Here is a 19,266-nt window from a genome sequence, read left to right as displayed (position 1 = left end):
AAACGCCATGAAGTTCTAAAAAACTAGACTAGGTAACCATAGCGAAAATGCTGGTACATACGTTAATATAAGAAGAAACAAGAATAAAGGAATGTAAAATAATTTTATTCCTGAAAACATCTGATTATAGCTTACATTAGCGACCCCCATCATAACAAACAACAACACACCAAAAGGCGGAGTTATCGTACCAATCAATAAATTAATGATGACAATTAAACCGAAATGTACAGGATCGATACCCAACGTTATTATAACCGGCATTAATATCGGTACCGTTATTAACAAAATAGCAGTAGTATCCAGCAAGCATCCGAGTATGATTAATGCAATATTAATCAATAATAGTATCACCATTGGATTATCGCTTATTCCAGTAAGGAATTCGGCTAAAGCATGAGGGATCCCAAGTAAAGCCAAAATCGCACTAAATGGGACAGCAGCGGCAATAATAAACACCAAAGCACCACAAGTTACGCATGTTTGCTTAGCCGCTTCCAATAGCTTATTTAACGTAAGCTCTCTATATACTGCGCCTAGAATGATGGAGTACGCTACGGTTAAAGCTCCTAATTCAGTTGGAGTTGCAACACCGGTCAATATGCCAGCAATCAGTAAAACAGGAGCCATCAAAGGTAAAAAGCCCTCTTTGAATGCTGCCCACACTTGTTTAACTGGTTGACGCTCAAACTCCGGGCAATATACTTTTCCTGTACGTGCTAGATAATAAATTGTTAGCATCAAAACTAAGGCCATCGATAAACCAGGAATAATACCGGCAACAAACAGCTCAGGAATAGAAGTACCAGATAACACAGAATAGATAATCATTATTCCGCTTGGTGGGATAATGGGCCCAATAATAGAAGAGGCAGCGGTTATTGCCGCGCTAAATTCAGGGGAAAAACCAGCCTTTGTCATTGCTTTGACTTCTACTGTTCCTAGCCCTGCGGCATCAGCTTGCGCAACACCCGACATTCCAGAAAAAATAACACTCGCAATGACATTCACATGCGCTAGACTTCCTCGAATATGTCCGACTAGTGCTAAAGCAAAATTAAATATTTTTTCTGCCAAACCTCCAAAATTTAGCAGGTTACCGGCAAAAATGAATAATGGTATTGCAAGTAATACATAACTATCTATTCCAACACTCATCCTTTGTACGACTATAGAAATGGGCAATGAGGGTTCAATCGTGATAAATATAATTGCCGATAATGGTAGCGCAAAGGCTATAGGCAAACCAATTAAACCTAAAAAAAGCAAAATTAAAAACAATACAATTATTGACATGAGCTCACCTCACTAGAGACCAAGTATAATTTCGAGCACTCATTTACAATATTATTGATACTCGTCATCAATAGTGAAAGTGTTGATATCATCAAAGGTATCGAATAAAAATAAGATTTAGGAAGTTTTATTGGTAATGCAACGGTTTTCATTCTTGATTCAATTGGAATAATATCCATTAAAGAAACAGCCATAATTACAAGCAATGAAACCATAAGGCCATTAACAATAATTTCAATAAGGTGTGTTATTTTTCGGTTGTTTTTGACCAGGATAAAAATGGCATCAATTCGGATATGACTATTTTTTTTCCATGCATAAGATGCAGATATAAAAACGAGCCAAATAAAGGCATAAGTTAATGCTTCTTCAATCCATGCTATTGGCGCATCAAAAAAAGTTCGCATGATAACCTGGCACAAAATACCCAACACGGTAAATGTCAAACAAGACAGTGCTAAAGTCATCTCGAGCTTACCAATCCCATCGATTAATTTATTAAACATAGATATCAACATAATTCCACCAAAGGAAAGTGGCAGCCGTACTAAGTCGTGCTGCCTTGTATAGTTATTAACGAACCGACTTAATCGTGTCCCATGTACCTTTTGGCCAAAGCCCTTCTTTTTCCATTTCGTAAGCCGCGTTAGATGACATCTTTATCAACGGTAATCGATCTATCGTGCTTACTTTTGCACCCTCACTGATCATTTTTTGTTTAACCTTATTGCTGTCAATTTGTGCTTCTTCTCTTAACCAAGTAATCGCTTCTAGCGCGGCTTTTTCTACCACTGCTTGGTTTTTACTCGATAACTGTTGAAATGACTGCTCATTGATTGAAATATTTGCAGCAGAAAATACATGGTTAGTTTCAGTAATATATGGGGCGGCTATATGAAATTTTTGAGACATAGCGCCACTATAATCTGCCTCTGCCGCTTCTACGAGTCCACTATTGAGGGATAAAAAGACTTCTGACCAATCAACTTGAGTTGGCTGCGCTCCCATTGCTTGCCAAAATCGAAGATACGTAGTGATTTGCGGAACCCGAATTTTTAATTTATTGATTGCATCAACATCCTTAACAGGATCAGTCGAAAACATAACGCGAGCCTGATCTGGACCAGCCGCTAGAATACGAATATTAACCGCTGATATAAGTTCGTCATTCCAGTGATTAAACGATTCACTAGCAAAGAATTTATCCATATGCTCTCTGTTATCAAAAGTTAACCCCCAACTTAATATTCCAAACTCTGGAACATATTCACTATAATATTCAGGTCGAGTAAAGTTAATGTCCACTGTCCCCAACATCTGCTGTTGTATTACTTGAGGTGCAGTGCCCATAGCGTTTCCTCGGATAAGATTCACATCAAGTTCACCATTAGAATATTTTTCAATATTGTCAGCTAACTGGATAGACATCCTATCTAGAAGAGATCCTACCGCTTCAGAACCAGCAATAACTAATTTCTGAGCATTTGCTAATGACGGAAGTAACGCAGCGACTAGTGTCGCTACCAATAAATGTTTTTTCATTTTTATTCCTTAATTATTAATTGTAGTTTGGTACAAAGGTAAAAAACGCAGGTGAGTACCTACACAGATACACCTTGTTTCACTAGAGCAGTTCGAATATTTTTGTAATTTGTTTTTCTAACTAATGACTCATTTTGATTAGCGATAGCGGCGCATACTCCTGCTCCTTGTCCGATATTTAGACAGATAGCCATTGCTCTAAAATTAGAATGTGCGACGTGACTCCCCCCAATGGAACGGCCAGCAAGAAGTAAATTCTCGATGGCTAACGGAACAATCGATCCCATGGGAATGGTGTATTTTTTCTTTTGATTAAACTCATTTTGCTTACCATTTGCATCCAGGCCAGCACCTTCGATATTATGGATATCGAAATTGAAATAACATTTGGTAGCAATCCAATCATCAAATACTCGCGCTTCACTAATATCTTGCTCGGTAATCGCATACTCTGTTTCAAAATGACGAGTTTCTCGCACGCCTATCATGGATGCGGTACGATAAATTCGACATTTTTCATATCCTGGAGCGTATTTCTGAAGAAACGTAATTATTTTTTCAACTTGCAAGCGCAATTTAACTTCTGCGTTGGAAATTTGTTTGTCGTCCGTTCCATCAACACCAGTAATATTGGTCATATTAACCGTAACAATACCGTCAACTGTTGACGGATAGAGTAAGACATGACCCATTGGATTTTCAAAATACTCATGGGCGAGATCTTGAATTTTTCCTTTTGGTACTTCGATGTTATCTTCAAATTCACCCGGGAAAATAGCACGTTCATAATCAACGCCTGAAACCTGCAACATTAATGTTACGGGCTGCATAGCTTCATCATTCTCTCGGCCAAGTTGATAAGGAACACCAGCTTTAGCCGCAACATCGCCATCCCCTGTCGCATCAATGATTTTTTTTGCTAACACCGCATGTCGTCCTGACTTGTTTTCTACAATGACACCATTCAAGACATTGCCTTCCATCACTACGTCACAAATTTGTGTGTAAAACATTATTTCAACGTCATGTTCTTTTAGCATTTTCATCATCGTCAAACTGAGTTTCTCATGATCAATAATGAACTTGGATTTCAGTACTTTGTCACCGAAATAGTGATAATCTTTTTCTGCTACTTGCGCTGCGCTGAGCAATTTATCCAATACAGGACCTTCACTGTCTCCGGTCCAATGACTCATTAAACCCGCTGTCGCCATCCCCCCTATGATATTATTCCGTTCAATAAGCACGACCTTCTGCCCTGCTTTGGCTGCCCCCATAGCAGCGCCAAAACCTGACGGTCCTCCTCCACATATAAGTACATCGCATTCTCGGCTTACCGGAATAGTTCGTTGTGGTTCTATTACACTTTTCATAAATCTCTCACATTAAATAAAATGATAACTATCTGTCTCTCTATACTTTTTTCCAAAAGGTATATAAGACAATGCTTCTTCTTGTTTGAAATAATCGTTTGTTGGGTACATTGGTTCCAAACAAACAGCTCCGTGAACAGTGCTTATGCTATTTCCCAAAGCGGTTGGATGATTAGTTGTATAAAGCTGCAATGCTGGTTTGGTAGTGATTATCGCTAAATTTGCTTTTGCGCTAGAATGGCTAAGAACAACAGCATGTTCTTTAGTTTTGTTCAGTAAATAACAATGATTGAATCCTGAATTTTTTTTAAGTCGTTTTGAGATCACTGAGGACTTGGTCGTTGCCAGAACTTTTAATTCAAGTAATCGTTCATTCTCATCTTCTATATTAGAAACAGTAGGCATAGGGATATTGTCTTTATCTGTATCAACTACCTGATTAGCATTAACAAATATCCAATGGTTATAAATATTTTTCTCGCCTACTAAATTAAAATAGCAATGATTTGTCATATTCATCCACATTTCTGTGTTTGAATCTGCCTCATAAGTAATATTAAGGCCAGCGCTAGTTAGCTCAAAAATCACATAGACAAAAATAACTTCATTATTCAGTCGATTGCTATCTGTAAGCATTAGCTTTAATACACAATCCTGATAAAACACTAGTGTCCAAAATTTTTTATCGTAACCATCTTTTCCACTATGAAGACTATGAGAACCATAATTTTTATCCAGTTGAACTGACTTATTAGTGAGTAGAATTTCTCCATCACGCACGATATTGGCTAGAGGGCCAATTGTTGCATTTTGATATCCTGTACATGTTAGATATTCACTAGTACTGCTCATGGGCACGACTATGTTGTGGCCTTTAGCAACACCAAATTCATGCAATCTTGCGCCATAATTCAAAATAGTGGCATGAATACCACTAGGATGCCGCAAATTATATTTTCTAAATTCCATATTACTTACCACATGACGTATCTATAATAGATACACTAATTTAAATGAAAATATTGTCAATGGCAGTGAATACGGTACTTAGAATTCTTTGATATAGGTCTACTTATTACATGGGTATTAATTGAGAAGTGTGAACTACAGGTATCTTTATTTAGATAGACAAATAGAATCATTTTACGAGGACAGACCCAAACATTTTACGAGGACAGACCCAAAAGCCCGCATACTGAATCTAATAATTTTCACCTCTGATGAGGTGTGTGTCCCTTTATGGTTTAAACGCTTATTTGGTGAAACGCCTTTGCAAACACGTCAGCGCCGCTAACCTTCTGTGCGAGTTTAATAGCCTAACCTTTCCGCCAAACGTTGCTGCATAAACTCTAGAAACACGGTTACTTTTCTAGAGCGGCTTAAACGCTCAGATGATAACAACGCGACAATATCGGCGCTTTCAAGCTGATATGAAGATAGCACTCTTACCAACTGACCATTTTCAAGTTCTTCTTGTACATCCCACTCGGAGCGTTGAATAATTCCTTGTCCTGCCACACACCAATCTTTAGTGACTTGGCTAACATTGCTTGATAACACAGGAGAAATTCTAATGTTCATTTCTGTGCCTTTTGACGCTTGAGTAAATCGCCACATTGTCGCATCTTCATTATTTTCTCTTAACGCTATACATCGGTGGTTACCAAGATCTTTAGGAGTATCTAACAACGGCGCACGGCTAAGATAGTCGGGAGACGCAAGTAAAAAACGTCGGTTTTTTGCCAATACAATACGTTTTAAGGATGAGTCTTCTAAATGTCCAATATAAAGCATGATATCGGGGCTATTGTGCACCGACCATTGAGGAATATCGGATAAATTCAATTCGATCTTAGTAAGAGGATATTGATTTTGAAATTCCGCAGCTATCGGTCCAATATGTTTTTCACCAAAACCGATAGGCGAGAGCAATCTTAAGTGGCCAGAAATTGCTATTTTTTTATTAGAAATATTTTCTTGTAAACTTTCCAACTCGGTCAGTATCTGCTGCCCTTGCCGAGCTAAAATCTCACCTTCGTTAGTGAGAGAAATTGAACGCGCATTTCTTTCGACCAATTTCACCGCGAGTTTTGCTTCAATATATTGCAAACGCTGAGACACGCTCGGAGGGGTGACATTCAGAGTTCTGGCCGCAGCAGCTAACGAAGGGCTTGCTGCAACAACAATAAAAAACTCAATATCTTGTGAAGACACCATTAAGTTCAACCTTAACTATAAAGTAACAAAGCATTAATTTAACTTTATCTCGTCCCTTTATAAAGTATCAGCACTTAAAATATTTAAAGGGCAACACATAATGGAAAATATATTAAACAGCAGTTTCAGCGAATCGATAACTATCATCTTGTTCTTGGTCGCTATCGTCTCTGGGTTTGTCGATGCGATTGCTGGCGGTGGAGGGTTGATAACCATTCCTGGCCTGCTGTTAGCTGGCTACCCTCCCATGGTTGCATTGGGCACAAACCGGCTACAAGCAGTTATTGGAGAATTAACAACATCGGTGGTCTTTATCATGAGTAAACAACTGCCAACCAGAGGAATTTTATTAGGTATTGTATGCACTTCTATTGGTGCTTTTTTAGGATCGATTAGTGTGAGTCTTATCGATAATGAATCCTTACAAGCACTACTCCCTTTCATGATGATCGCAATAACCATCTACTCCATAACGTCAAGCAAACTGAAATCAACAAAAACCTCTACACCGTTATTATCTACAACACATTTTATGGTCTACAGCGGACTAGTTATTGGTTTCTACAATGGTTTTTTTGGCCCCGGAACAGGTTCATTATGGATGGTTGCATTTGTAACATTGCTCGGATATACCGTGAAACAAGCAACTATGGCGACCAAACCGGTTAATTTGATTGGAAATGTCATATCACTGATTCTATTTATTATATTAGGGCAAGTAGACTACAGCATAGGACTACTAATGGGGGCAGGACAAATAGTTGGTTCAATTATCGGGGGTAAGTTCGTCATTGTATTTGGGACGAAATTGGTTCGTCCAGTTTTTATCGGTGTGACATTAGTCATGACAGCTAAACTGGTCCATGAAAATGTTGCTAATGTTTTGTTTGTTTAAGTTATCCAATTTCAAACTGTTGTTTTTGTCCAAAAGACACAACAATTTACTCTTTACCTCATCACTTTTTCGTCGCAAAATTAGCGCATACAAAATGAATAAGAGTTGAATTCAATGTTTAAAAAATCAGTAAAATTACTGTGTGTATTAATCGGTACTTCTTTACTTGCTAGTTGCGCAAGTTACAGTATAACCGAACAAGATATGAGCCAATACCTGCAAGATAATGTTAGTTTTCAACAATCTGTTGGTATAAAAAATGTTATGTACGCCCAAGTTGATGTGAATGATTTACAGGTTAAAATTGGTCAGGTAGCAGAGGACAGAGTGTCTATTTTCGCCAACACTAAAGCGATAATACAAATGCTAAGTGTGCCTGAAATGGGTTTAGATCTAGACATTGAATTTAGCGCGATTCCAGAATATGAGCCGGAAACAGGCAAAATTTTTGTTAATTCACTGCGTTTAGAACAATTTAGTGAACTTAATGATCAATTAACACCGGAGATAGCCCAACTATTAAAACCTGCTGTTTCAATGATTGGTCAAGCGCTGTCTCAACAACCAGTTTATGAGCTAGATAGCAATGATGTAAAACAAGCATTACTTAAATCAACCAATCCTAGCTTATCAGTCAAAGACAATAAATTAGTAATCGAGCTGTTCAATTAGTACCTATTAATTAAAAATCAAAAAGGGGTGAATCAACTGATTCACCCCTTTTTTCAATGCTGTTTTTGATTACTACCAGTATCTAAACCGAAACATCAGTTAGCCCTTTAGCATATCTAACGCAACCGCTTGTGCTATTTTAATGCCATCAATACCAGCCGACAAAATACCACCCGCGTAGCCTGCGCCTTCTCCGCCCGGATACAAACCACGAGTATTGATACTTTGCATGTCCGTTCCACGTTTAATCTGCACAGGTGATGAAGTACGAGTTTCGACTCCCGTTAGCATCGCATCTTTACTATCAAAACCACGAATTTTTTTAGCAAAAGCAGGTAACGCTTCACGTATCGCTTCAATAGCAAAATCTGGCAGTGCATCGGTCAAATCGGTCATTTTAACATTTGGCTTGTAAGAAGGTTCGACTGCTTCGAAAGGCTTGCCTTTTCCAGCTGCTAAAAAATCCCCTACCATTTGTGCCGGTGCATCATAATTACTGCCTCCCATCACATAAGCATTACGCTCCAATTTACGTTGTAACGCAATTCCTTGTAGAGGGTCGTTATTAAAATCTTCTGGTGAAATGCCCACCACAATGGCACTATTGGCGTTACGCTCACTACGAGAATACTGGCTCATGCCATTGGTCACAACCGCGTGTTCTTCAGAAGTCGCAGCAACCACAACGCCCCCCGGGCACATGCAGAAACTATAAACCGAGCGGCCATTTTTACAATGATGTACAAGTTTATAATCTGCTGCACCAAGTAAAGGGTGACCGGCATTTTTACCAAAACGGGCTTGATCAATCATCTCTTGCTTATGTTCGATACGAAATCCAATCGAGAAAGATTGTGCAATCATATGTACACCTTTATCGGTCAACATTTGAAAAGTATCACGCGCACTATGACCCACCGCTGCGACCACATGTTTACTGTTGATCACCTCTCCATTATTTAAGGTAACACCCGTCACTTGTCTCTGTTCGCCATCACCTTCAATATTGATCTCATCGACCCGCGTTTCAAAACGAATCTCACCGCCTAAATCTATGATTTTTTGGCGCATTTGTGCCACCATTGTCACTAACTTATAGGTCCCGATATGCGGTTTACTGACGTAAATAATCTCAGATGGCGCACCTGCAGCAACAAATTCTTGCTTAACTTTTAATCCAAGGAAACCAGGGTCTTTAACTTGACTATACAGCTTACCATCGGAAAATGTTCCGGCCCCACCTTCTCCAAATTGAACGTTTGACTCGGTATTTAATTCACTACTACGCCAAAAACGAAACGTATCTTTTGCTCGCTCATGGACCGATTTGCCTCGTTCCAAAACAATCGGCTTGAAACCCATTTGAGCTAAAATTAACGCAACAAACAATCCACATGGGCCCATACCTATCACTATTGGACGCTCAGTCAATTCATCCGGCGCTTTGGCTACGTATTTATATTCGGTATCTGGAGAAACTCGCACGTTAGGATCATCATTAAAACGTTGCAATAACGCTTCTTCATCAACTTGCTGTAACGTTACATCTAGCGTGTAGATTAATGTGATTTGATTTTTTTTACGTGCGTCATAACCACGTTTAAATATATGGATATCAACCAATTGTTGTTCAGAAATAGAGAGTGTATTTAAAACATGGTCCTTTATTTCATTTTCAGCATGATCTAAAGGTAGTTTTACTTGGTTGAGGCGTATCATAATTCACCAGATAATTGGACGAAAAAATTAGCGCGTAGTTTACGTGATCTATCGACAAAATGTAATAAACATTCCTCTAGCGGCACGATTAAATAAACCATTTCCTGCTAACCAAAGAACAAATCGATCGGATTATTTAAAATAAATCACCCCTTTTGCAATTCCATCCGTTTATATAAAAAAACGCATGAAAAACCAGAAGGACAAACACCATGAAATTAACATCAATATATGGCCTAACAGCGCTTCTCGGAACGATAACGATAATCACCGCCTGTGATAAACAAAGCAACCAACAATCTGATCTGTCCATAAACCCAATTGTCGACTCTTCAACAGCCGTTGAACAAGAGGTGCCTGTCCCACAAAAACCAGACATTACCATAGAAAAAGAATCACACGTTATCGAGACCACAACCAAGCACGCCAGTCATTCTCCCTCACAAAATTTATCAATGTCTAAAATGGCGATGCCTCAAGTAATAAGCAGGCCTAGAATGATGCCAACTAACGATCAATTTATGCTACAACAGCAAGGTCAAGATACTTACCTGAAAAACACCAGTAATGGAGTTTATCAGGTAATCAACACGCCACTTTCTACTTTTTCTATTGATGTAGACACAGGCAGCTACGCCAACATTCGCAGCTATCTCAACATGGGACAGACCCCTCCCGTCGACGCGATTAGAGAAGAAGCCTTTATCAATTACTTTGATTATGATTACCTACCACCTGATAATAAAAACCAACCCTTTTCAATCAACAGCGAAGTTGCACCCTCACCATGGAATGAAAAGCGTCAGCTACTTCGTATTGGCCTACAAGGCTACGATATACCTAACTCCTCACGTCAAGCATCTAACTTGGTGTTTCTAATTGATGTTTCTGGGTCAATGAATCAACCTAACAAATTACCCCTGCTGCTGCGTAGTCTGTCCACACTAGTAAACGAACTCAACGACAATGACAGCGTTAGCTTGGTCACGTACGCGGGACAGTCCCAAGTAATATTAAAACCCACTGCGGGGAATGAGAAACAAACCATCATTAACGCACTTAAAAATCTATCGGCGGGAGGCAGTACTTATGGTGAAAGTGGAATAAATCTGGCTTATCAACAAGCACAGTCAAATTTCATTGAAAATGGGATTAACCGGATAATTCTAGCAACCGATGGAGATTTCAATGTCGGCACGACCAACATAGATTCACTTAAACAGTTAGTTGCAACAAAGCGTGAACAAGGTATTTCTCTTAGTACACTCGGGTTTGGTCGCGGTAACTACAACGATGCTATGATGGAGCAACTAGCCAACATTGGTGATGGTAATCATGCTTATATAGATACCTTACACGAAGCCAAAAAAGTACTGGTTCGTCAAATGAGTGGGACATTACAAACCATTGCTTCAGACGTGAAAATACAAATCGAATTTAACCCTCAATTAGTTAAAGAGTATCGTTTGATAGGCTATCAAAATAGACTTCTGAAAGATGAAGATTTCAATAACGATAAAGTAGATGCTGGTGAAATTGGTGCTGGTCATACAGTTACCGCACTATATGAATTAACACTTACAGGAGAAACGGGCCAAATTGACAACTTACGTTACACTGAGAAAAATACTGTTGAGACCGGTTTTATTGATGAATTAGCTCAAATAAAAGTTCGTTATAAACTTCCTCGTACATCCGTTAGTACGCTAACCACTCAAGTTATAAAAGCTAGCCAAATGAAAACACATTTTGCTCAGGCAAGTCGAGATTTTCAGTTTAGTTCAGCGGTTGCTGCATTTGCTCAAAAAATGAAAAATAATCAATACATAGGTCACTTGTCTTATGAAGAAATAGCCGATATTGCGCGAGAAAACCGAGGAAAAGATCCGTATAATTATCGAGGTGAATTTATCAGCTTAGTGGAAATAGCGCAGACTCTTTAATGGAAAATAGATCCGACGAGCAATTAATGACCGCATTTGGCAAAGGCGAACAATCCGCTTTTGCCATACTGTACCAACGACATAAAGATCCACTCTATCGTTACTTTGTTAGACAGCTTAATAGATCACAAAGAGCGCATGCCGACGAGTTATTTCAGGATGTGTGGTTCCGTATAGTGGATAAACGTGATTCCTATATACCTTCGGCAAAATTTACTACTTGGTTATACCAGATAGCCCATAATCTTATCGTTGATGAGTTTCGTAAAAACATGTCGAGACAAGCACACAGCTTGCAGGCTGAAAGTGAACCATTTGAAGACCTAGATGATTCCTTAGAATTAAAAAAAACGGCGCTCAAGCATTGTATGTCTTTGCTTGCTCCTCTTCAGCGAGAGGCGTTTTTACTCCGTTACGATTCAGGCTTCGAGCCAGCACAGATTTGCCAGATTGTTGATGCTAAGTCAGAAGCAATTAAAACCCGGCTTCGCTACGCCTTAGAGCAATTACGCCAGTGTTTGACACGCAAGCTAGGGGAACGAGAATGAAAAAATTAACAGAAGATCAAGATATTATATCGCTCTATAAAAGCGATGCCAAAGAACAACCATCTGAAAAAATCAACAAAACCATTCTTGATTACGCCAAAGCTCAAAGTAAAGGACAGACCCAAATACCACAGAATAAACCACACATGGGACAGACCTTTGAAATTAAAGGACAGGAAATTAAAGGACAGGCCCAAAAAAACCTAAACTGGTGGCCGTACTTAAGCTTGGCTGCATCAGTAACTTTTATTACTATTCTGGCTCCCTGGCAGTGGCTCGACCAAACGAATATTTCTCCGCCAATACCTGAAAGAAATGAAACCATTCAATTAGACCGTGTAGAACGTAAAGCTATTGATTTTAATGAACTTAAAGCTCATTCAAGTCAAACTAAAACTTTCCAAACCCCATCACCAATGAAACCAGATAGTTACTCTGAGGCGGTTGAAACGACGGATGAGGTAGCTAGAGGACAGGTAGCTAAAGGACAGACCGAGCCCAAACAAATAGCACAAAATACTGATCTAATATTTTCAAACATTGAACGTTTGCTAGCTGAAGGCAAACAGGATAAAGCTAGGGAGCAGTTATTGCAGTTGATCGATGACAACCCCAAATTAGGACAGCAAGTACCAGAAAGTATGAGAGCTGCTTTGCTTACACCGGAATATGAATAGTTTCTTAAAAATAAATAGGATAATTCAAAGGGCGAATTCAAAAGGACAGACCTAAAAAGACTGACAAAAAGACTGAGTATCCATCAAATCCATTCCAAGTTGGAACATCTTATATAGCGCTTTTATTCTTGGCGAGTATCTTATTCTTACCACTTGCCTTCTGCTAGGATACTATATGACAACCGCGAGAAAACGATTGGTCTCTATTGATTCGACACCGTATTACCACTGTGTTTCTCGATGTGTTCGACGTGGCTTTTTATGTGGCATCGACCCATATACCCAACGAAACTACCAACACCGACGTGCTTGGATTGAGCAAAAAATACAATCCCTTTCCTCACTTTATTGTGTCGATATTTGCGCATACGCCATTATGAGCAATCATTATCATTTAGTTGTCCATCTTAATCGAGAGCAAGCACAAAGCTTATCACTGCATCAAATAGTACAACGTTGGGGCGAGCAGCATAAATTGCCAACACTAGTGAGCCGTTGGTTAGCTGGACAGCTCACTTGTGCCGCCGAAGAAAAAGCTTGTTTTGCCCTTATTGAATCCTGGCGGCATCGCTTGTGGAGCTTGAGTTGGTTTATGAAAGAACTCAATTATGACATCGCAGTACGTGCCAATGAAGAAGATACTTGTAAAGGCCATTTCTGGGAATGTCGCTTCAGTAGTCAAGCGCTTCTCGACCAACAAGCTTTAACTGCTGCTATGGTTTACGTTGATTTGAACCCGATAAGAGCTGGCATTGCTCCGACTATTGAAACCTCCAAGTACACATCTATAAAAGCTCGATTACTTGCTTTAAAACAGAACAAAGACACAGCACCGTTCTTGTTTCCGTTTATTAGCGACAAAATAGCTAATCTATCCAATGGAATACCACTAAAACTACTGGATTATATTGAGCTTGTTGACTGGACCGCTAAACATTGTAGAGATAACAAAGCGAATACGAATCCATCTCTGCCATCAGTTTTACAACGGCTAAATATCACTCCCACAACATGGAACAAAGCCAGCACTGAATTAGAACGTTACCAGGCTACAGCGATTGGCTGTCAATGCAATATTGAAACAGCGAAACGCCACATGAGAAAAACGAGAATACGATTATTTCGATTAGATAGTTAGCTTTCGATTGTAATCTTATTATTTTCAAAAACTTGTATTTACAAGCTACTTCTTGACACCTGCCTTATAAAAAAACACCCAAAACATTTTAAATTAGAGTTGTTGTTTACGGCTAGATCAACAATACATCACATCAAAAGACAAATACGGTATTTCTCTGTATTTTTGTTAAGCTATACCACGCTAACTAGGTCTGAAGTCCAGGTCTGTCCTTTAAACCTTCTTGACCAAGATCCACAGGTCTGTCCCATTAAATGGTCCATTTAACTCAACCGAACAAAATCAACTGTAGCAGCGACGAAAGCGTGATCACTCGCTTGTCTATCTCGTTCAAATATTGGGTTAATTAAATGTTGGTTTAATACTTTATAGTCCACCACTTCTGCCAAAAAATATTGAGAATCAACCTGAAACTCTTGAGACAATAAAACATAATCTAACACATTGCCTTTTCCAAAATGGTAATGTGTGGGTTCTCGTTCAATAGCGTTGTTATTCTTGGTAAAAATATGCCTACTATCTTGCAATCGCAGAGCTTTATCCGTTTGCTCTAGTTCCAGCGTAAGCAACCCGGTAATGTCACTAGTTAAAGGTTGGTTCATGTCTCCCATCAATACCGTCGGAATGGGATGCTTTTGATATTTTTGCTCCATAAAAACTCGTAACATCGCCGCCTCCCACCCTCGTTGTTGACTCGACAGCCATTTACCTATCAGAGAATGATCATTTTCTAGATCATTAGCTTCTGTTGCTCTCTGCGATTTCAGATGACAAACATAAACGGCTATTTCTCCAATTTCAGGAATATTAACCGTGGCATAAATAGGCTTTCGACTGAACTCAGGTAAAGAGGTTTGATAGTTTTTTTCAATATGTTCAGGTGGTACAACGGCTTCTGTGTGAGTAATAGGATATTTCGACGCCAATGCAACAACAGGTTGTGTGAAGATATACTCTTGTTCTACGTGAGGACAGTCAACCACCTTAAAATAAGGAAACCCTATTTCCTCGAATAACATTTTCGCCGCATCAATACTGAACACTTCTTGCAAAGCAACGATATCTGCATCTAGCCTTTGTACTTGTAACTGAGTCCAACGGCACTTCTCCCGCCACGCATCGCTCTCATAGATATTTAAGAAATCATAAAAAGCACCTGGTGGTTGAATAAAATTAAAAAGATTAGCCGTTGCAAACGTGACTTTTTTATTGGCAGTCAAGAATTTTACCTTATTGAAATTAGCTATATACCCAAAATCATTGCAGTTGCATTGAGGAGAGTGAACGCAGTCAACCACAATGCACCTCCAAGCATACCGAGTATAGTTAGTGTAAACAAAACCAGAGCAATATGCTTGAACATTACCTTATACCAAGCAAACAAATCTTCTATTGCTCTATTTCACAAGGGTTATATAAGATAAAATAGTATCAATATTTTATGTTTGAGCCTTTTTACACCATGACAACTGTTACTAAAGCAAATAGTTTTTCTGAGCTTCGCCTGATACAACCCTTATTAAACCGTCTAAAAGAGATGGAATATCAAAAACCTACGCCGATTCAATTACAAGCAATCCCTCACGTAATAATGGGGCGAGATCTAATTGCAGGAGCCAATACAGGTTCAGGTAAAACAGCGGTTTTTGCCCTGCCAATATTACAACACCTTTTTCAGCTCAAACAAAAACAGCCAATCAACAACAATAAAGCGACCAAAGGTAACTTCGTCGACGGACTTATTTTGGTACCAACACGCGAATTAGCGAAACAAGTTGCTGATAACATTCGCTCATACGCTGCACATTTAAATGGTGCAGTCAAAACTGTCGCGGTATTTGGTGGCGTGTCGATCAATACTCAAATGCAAGCTTTACGCGGAGGCACGGACATATTAGTTGCTACACCCGGTCGATTACTTGACCTGATTTCAAGCAACGCGATTAAGCTCGACAACGTACAAACACTTGTATTAGACGAAGCGGATAGAATGCTAAGCCTTGGATTTACCGAAGAGCTATCTCAACTGTTAGATCGGTTACCAAAGAAAAAGCAGACTCTACTTTTTTCCGCTACGTTTCCTGAGCAAGTACAAACCTTAACCCAGGAAATTCTTCACGATCCTGTAGAAATACAGTTACAAAGTGCCAGTGAAAGTACGTTAGTACAACGCGTTTTTAACGTAAATAAAGGCGAGAAAACAACCGTATTAGCGCACCTCATTAAACAACATCAATGGCAGCAAGCGCTGGTATTTGTTAACTCAAAAAAAGGTTGTGAGCACTTAGCTGACAAGCTACACAAACGAGGTATTGAAGCAGAAGTATTTCACGGAGATAAAAGCCAAGGGTATCGTACTCGACTACTTGAAGCCTTCAAATCTGGTGAGATCGAAGTCCTCATTGCAACCGATATTGCTGCTCGTGGTTTAGATATAGAAAAGTTACCTGTGGTAATTAACTATGACCTACCAAGAAGTCCTGCCGATTACATGCACCGTATTGGCCGAAGTGGCCGTGCTGGAGAGGTAGGGTTAGCACTATCACTTATTGACTACGATGATTATCATCATTTCAAAATTATCGAAAAAAAGAACAAAATTCGACTGGATCGTGAACAGGTTTCCGGCTTCGAAGTCAATGAATTAGAGATAGAACAATACATAGCGGCACATAAACCAACAGCAAAACCAGAAGGAACCGGCAAGAAAAAGCGCAAAAAAAGCATGTTCTAACTTGTAAAGCTACACCTTACAAAGCAAATTATTATTTATAAAAACGCCCCGTGAATAGATGGCATGGGGCGAGTAAAGAACTAATTCTGAGTATAACTAGTCACCAAGATTATCGCTTAATCAAGCCCTTACCATTTAAGTACGGTAGGATATGTGGACGAGATTCGCCAGATAATTTTCCGGTCACTTGTTCCGACCATGTACTCTGCTTTTGATTACTTGAACGAGTCGCATAATAGCTTTGCATTAATTCATCATAATTGTCCACTTCGTCTAGATTTAATGGTTGATACTGATTTTCATGCATAATGACTTGTGCCGGTAAACGTGGTTTTACTTGTGGGTCTTGATCTGGATGTCCCAAGCACAAACCAAATAGCACCGCACTGTTTTTAGGTAATTCTAATAGGTCGTCGACCTGTTGAGCACTGTTACGCAAACCGCCAATATAAACACCACCTAATCCCATAGATTCAGCCGCCAACAAACAATTCTGCGCCATTATTCCCGAATCAACCGCACCTATTAGCGTTAATTCAGCAAAATCTGTTTGAACTTGCGGATTAATCGCCGCGTGACGCTGATAATCTATGCAAAACACCAAAAACTCCGCAGCATGTTCAACATAACTTTGATTGCCTGCATACTGTGCTAACAATTTTCGCTTACTTTTATCGGTTACTCGAATAATAGAAACAACCTGCAATAAGCTAGATGAAGACGCAGCAAGTCCAGCTTGAATAATCGTATCTAGTTGATTTTTATCGATTGGTTTCTCACTATATTGACGAATAGATCGGTGAGCTAACATGGTTTCAATCGTACTGTTCATAAATATCTGACGTCCTTTGGGTTATAGAGAGAGGTAACTTTATTTCTTAACACGGAGTTTGTTATTGTTGTCGCGACTGTTACGAATCAAATCATCATCTTGAGCAATGATGTCAGATTTAGCTAGTCTATCGTACAACACCACATTCACTGATGCAGCCAAATTCATACAACCGGCTGTTGGAACATAAACGACATGATCGGCTTTATCGGCAATATTCTGCTTAATTGAGCCATCTTCTGGGCCAAAAATATAAATCGCCTTTTCTGGATGTTTAAAATTAGGTAACGGTGTCGCACCCTCTGCCAATTCTATACAAACTATTTCTGTTCCTGGTGGAATGTCATCAAGCAATGATTCTACGCCAGTCAACGGAATAGATTGCGTCACCGATTTCGTATCGGTATTTAGCTTTGCTGCTCTATCATAACGTTGGCCGGTGTAGCGCACACTATCAGCTTGATAGCAACCAGCAGCGCGCATTACTCCTCCAACATTTGTCGGGCTTTTAGGATTAACTAATCCAATAATTATATGGCTATCTTTCATGTGGCGTATTTCTAACCTAGTGTTATCTGGCAAGTTTCATCAGAATTGAACGCGCATTCTAGCAAAGCATTCCAAAATTCAAAAGAACAGCGACGCACCCGGATAGTTTAAATTATCCATTTATTTTGTCTGAGAACGAACAATTTCATCGTTCACCCAATTTAACAACTGTTTTATCGCTTTTGAAAGAATCTGATTTTGCCTAACAACATAACCCAAGCTCGTGCTAGGGAAATCTGGGAGTGCTGTTACTTTAGTACTCAAATTAGGCTTAGTGACAACAGCAAATTCTGGAATAATCGCCACCCCGAATCCCGCCTCTGCCCAGTCAATTTGCGCATCAACACTCCCAACTTCCATTACTCTATATTTAGGAAGATTTAAACTAGGTAAAGCCTCATCAATCAAATCTCGGGTACGGGTGTCATGACCAAGTAAAATCAAAGTGAGGTCATCGGACTGTCCTCTTACTTGTTGGGACTGTCCCTTTATTTTATCAGCCTGTCCTTTTACTTTTATTCGGTCTGTCCTCGTAATTGGGTCTGTCCCTGTAATTGGGTCTGTCCCGTTATGTTGTTGGCCAATTTCAAAGCCATCACCGAGTGCACACCATTTGATTTGTTGTAGTTCAGTGAAATGTAGTGGCTGGCTCTGTTTCTGTGAAATAACAAAACCAAGATCCGCTTCGGCATTTTTTACTAGTTCCGATGCTTGCGAAGAAGTCGTGTTTAATAGCGTAAAATCAATCCCCGGAAACTCTGCTTTAAATAATTGGAAAGGCTCAATCAAGAGTAATCGAGAAATAATGTCGCTCGCGGCTATAGTCAATGTGCCTCGATTGAGGTCATTAAAAGCGTTTAGATCCGCCTGACAAATTTTCAGTTCTAGCAAGGTTTTCTGACTACTGACCAACAAACGCATTCCCGCTTGAGTCAAATGAAAAGGATTTCGTTCAACCAACTTTACGCACGTCGCTTGTTCCAGTTGTTTTAAATGTAAACTTACATTTGGCTGAGTCATATGCAGCACATTGGCCGCTTTACCAAAATGCTTATACTCCGCTAACGTGACAAACGTTTTCAACCAATTAATGTCCAGCATAATCATCCTCAACCCATGTTCACAACCGAA

18 protein-coding genes are annotated in these 19,266 nt (G+C 39.4%); 7 read left to right on the top strand and 11 right to left on the bottom strand.

Annotation, left to right across the window (positions count from 1 at the left end):
- Positions 1–15 precede the first annotated feature (15 nt).
- From ACLKML_RS00120 to ACLKML_RS00095, 6 genes are all read right to left on the bottom strand, one after another.
- Positions 16–1,296, bottom strand: coding sequence for a TRAP transporter large permease (locus ACLKML_RS00120; protein WP_317717535.1), 1,281 nt, complete (start codon positions 1,294–1,296; stop codon positions 16–18).
- Complete coding sequence (locus ACLKML_RS00115; RefSeq protein WP_413283074.1) at positions 1,287–1,814, bottom strand: TRAP transporter small permease; 528 nt, start codon at positions 1,812–1,814, stop codon at positions 1,287–1,289. The genes ACLKML_RS00120 and ACLKML_RS00115 overlap by 10 nt, the downstream gene beginning before the upstream one ends.
- Positions 1,815–1,869: 55 nt before the next feature.
- Entirely contained in the window at positions 1,870–2,838 is a 969-nt protein-coding gene (locus ACLKML_RS00110) for a TRAP transporter substrate-binding protein (protein ID WP_413283073.1), read from the bottom strand.
- 59 nt (positions 2,839–2,897) lie between these two features.
- Positions 2,898–4,211 (bottom strand): FAD-dependent oxidoreductase, encoded by a 1,314-nt coding sequence (locus tag ACLKML_RS00105; RefSeq protein WP_413283072.1) that lies wholly within the window; start codon positions 4,209–4,211, stop codon positions 2,898–2,900.
- A gap of 12 nt (positions 4,212–4,223) precedes the next feature.
- On the bottom strand, positions 4,224–5,180 hold the full coding sequence (locus tag ACLKML_RS00100) for a hypothetical protein (protein ID WP_413283071.1): 957 nt from the start codon (positions 5,178–5,180) through the stop codon (positions 4,224–4,226).
- Positions 5,181–5,519: 339 nt separating this feature from the next.
- Positions 5,520–6,428, bottom strand: a complete 909-nt coding sequence (locus ACLKML_RS00095; protein WP_413283070.1) for a LysR substrate-binding domain-containing protein — start codon at positions 6,426–6,428, stop codon at positions 5,520–5,522.
- Between the two features lie 100 nt (positions 6,429–6,528).
- On the opposite strand from ACLKML_RS00095, the gene ACLKML_RS00090 reads away from it, so the two are divergent.
- Together ACLKML_RS00090 and ACLKML_RS00085 are read left to right on the top strand one after the other, a co-directional pair.
- A complete protein-coding gene (locus tag ACLKML_RS00090) occupies positions 6,529–7,323 on the top strand; it encodes a TSUP family transporter (RefSeq protein WP_413283069.1) in 795 nt (264 codons plus the stop codon).
- 114 nt (positions 7,324–7,437) lie between these two features.
- Positions 7,438–7,995 carry a DUF1439 domain-containing protein gene (locus tag ACLKML_RS00085; RefSeq protein ID WP_317715550.1) on the top strand — a complete coding sequence of 186 codons (558 nt, stop codon included), beginning with the start codon at positions 7,438–7,440 and terminating at the stop codon, positions 7,993–7,995.
- Between the two features lie 99 nt (positions 7,996–8,094).
- Here the strand turns inward: ACLKML_RS00085 and ACLKML_RS00080 are convergent, their stop codons facing one another.
- Complete coding sequence (locus tag ACLKML_RS00080; protein WP_413283068.1) at positions 8,095–9,714, bottom strand: NAD(P)/FAD-dependent oxidoreductase; 1,620 nt, start codon at positions 9,712–9,714, stop codon at positions 8,095–8,097.
- 212 nt (positions 9,715–9,926) lie between these two features.
- Here ACLKML_RS00080 and ACLKML_RS00075 point away from each other — a divergent pair, with 212 nt between their 5' ends.
- The 4 genes from ACLKML_RS00075 (at position 9,927) to ACLKML_RS00060 (ending at position 14,020) form a co-directional block, all read left to right on the top strand.
- Positions 9,927–11,657 carry a vWA domain-containing protein gene (locus ACLKML_RS00075; protein WP_413283067.1) on the top strand — a complete coding sequence of 577 codons (1,731 nt, stop codon included), beginning with the start codon at positions 9,927–9,929 and terminating at the stop codon, positions 11,655–11,657.
- Positions 11,657–12,205: a sigma-70 family RNA polymerase sigma factor gene (locus ACLKML_RS00070; protein ID WP_413283066.1), complete on the top strand. Its 549-nt coding sequence runs from the start codon at positions 11,657–11,659 to the stop codon at positions 12,203–12,205. The genes ACLKML_RS00075 and ACLKML_RS00070 overlap by 1 nt, the downstream gene beginning before the upstream one ends.
- Positions 12,202–12,882 carry a hypothetical protein gene (locus tag ACLKML_RS00065; protein WP_413283065.1) on the top strand — a complete coding sequence of 227 codons (681 nt, stop codon included), beginning with the start codon at positions 12,202–12,204 and terminating at the stop codon, positions 12,880–12,882. The genes ACLKML_RS00070 and ACLKML_RS00065 overlap by 4 nt, the downstream gene beginning before the upstream one ends.
- Before the next feature lie 175 nt (positions 12,883–13,057).
- The gene (locus ACLKML_RS00060) at positions 13,058–14,020 is read left to right on the top strand and encodes a transposase (protein WP_413283064.1); all 963 of its coding nucleotides are present in this window, start codon (positions 13,058–13,060) and stop codon (positions 14,018–14,020) included.
- Between the two features lie 263 nt (positions 14,021–14,283).
- Here the strand turns inward: ACLKML_RS00060 and ACLKML_RS00055 are convergent, their stop codons facing one another.
- Entirely contained in the window at positions 14,284–15,240 is a 957-nt protein-coding gene (locus ACLKML_RS00055) for an endonuclease/exonuclease/phosphatase family protein (protein ID WP_413283063.1), read from the bottom strand.
- 242 nt (positions 15,241–15,482) lie between these two features.
- Between ACLKML_RS00055 and ACLKML_RS00050 the strand changes: the two genes are divergently transcribed.
- Positions 15,483–16,754: a DEAD/DEAH box helicase gene (locus tag ACLKML_RS00050; protein WP_413283702.1), complete on the top strand. Its 1,272-nt coding sequence runs from the start codon at positions 15,483–15,485 to the stop codon at positions 16,752–16,754.
- 109 nt (positions 16,755–16,863) lie between these two features.
- Here the strand turns inward: ACLKML_RS00050 and nfsA are convergent, their stop codons facing one another.
- The 3 genes from nfsA to ACLKML_RS00035 form a co-directional block, all read right to left on the bottom strand.
- A complete protein-coding gene (nfsA, locus tag ACLKML_RS00045; RefSeq protein ID WP_413283062.1) occupies positions 16,864–17,586 on the bottom strand; it encodes an oxygen-insensitive NADPH nitroreductase in 723 nt (240 codons plus the stop codon).
- A 39-nt stretch (positions 17,587–17,625) separates the two neighbouring features.
- Positions 17,626–18,135 (bottom strand): RNA methyltransferase, encoded by a 510-nt coding sequence (locus ACLKML_RS00040; RefSeq protein ID WP_413283061.1) that lies wholly within the window; start codon positions 18,133–18,135, stop codon positions 17,626–17,628.
- Positions 18,136–18,255: 120 nt separating this feature from the next.
- The gene (locus ACLKML_RS00035) at positions 18,256–19,236 is read right to left on the bottom strand and encodes a LysR family transcriptional regulator (RefSeq protein ID WP_413283060.1); all 981 of its coding nucleotides are present in this window, start codon (positions 19,234–19,236) and stop codon (positions 18,256–18,258) included.
- Positions 19,237–19,266 lie beyond the last annotated feature (30 nt).

Source organism: Vibrio sp. MA40-2 (genome assembly GCF_047302445.1).
Classification (GTDB): domain Bacteria; phylum Pseudomonadota; class Gammaproteobacteria; order Enterobacterales; family Vibrionaceae; genus Vibrio.
Note: the sequence above shows the minus strand (reverse complement) of the source record. Positions and strands in the feature narration are given on the sequence as shown.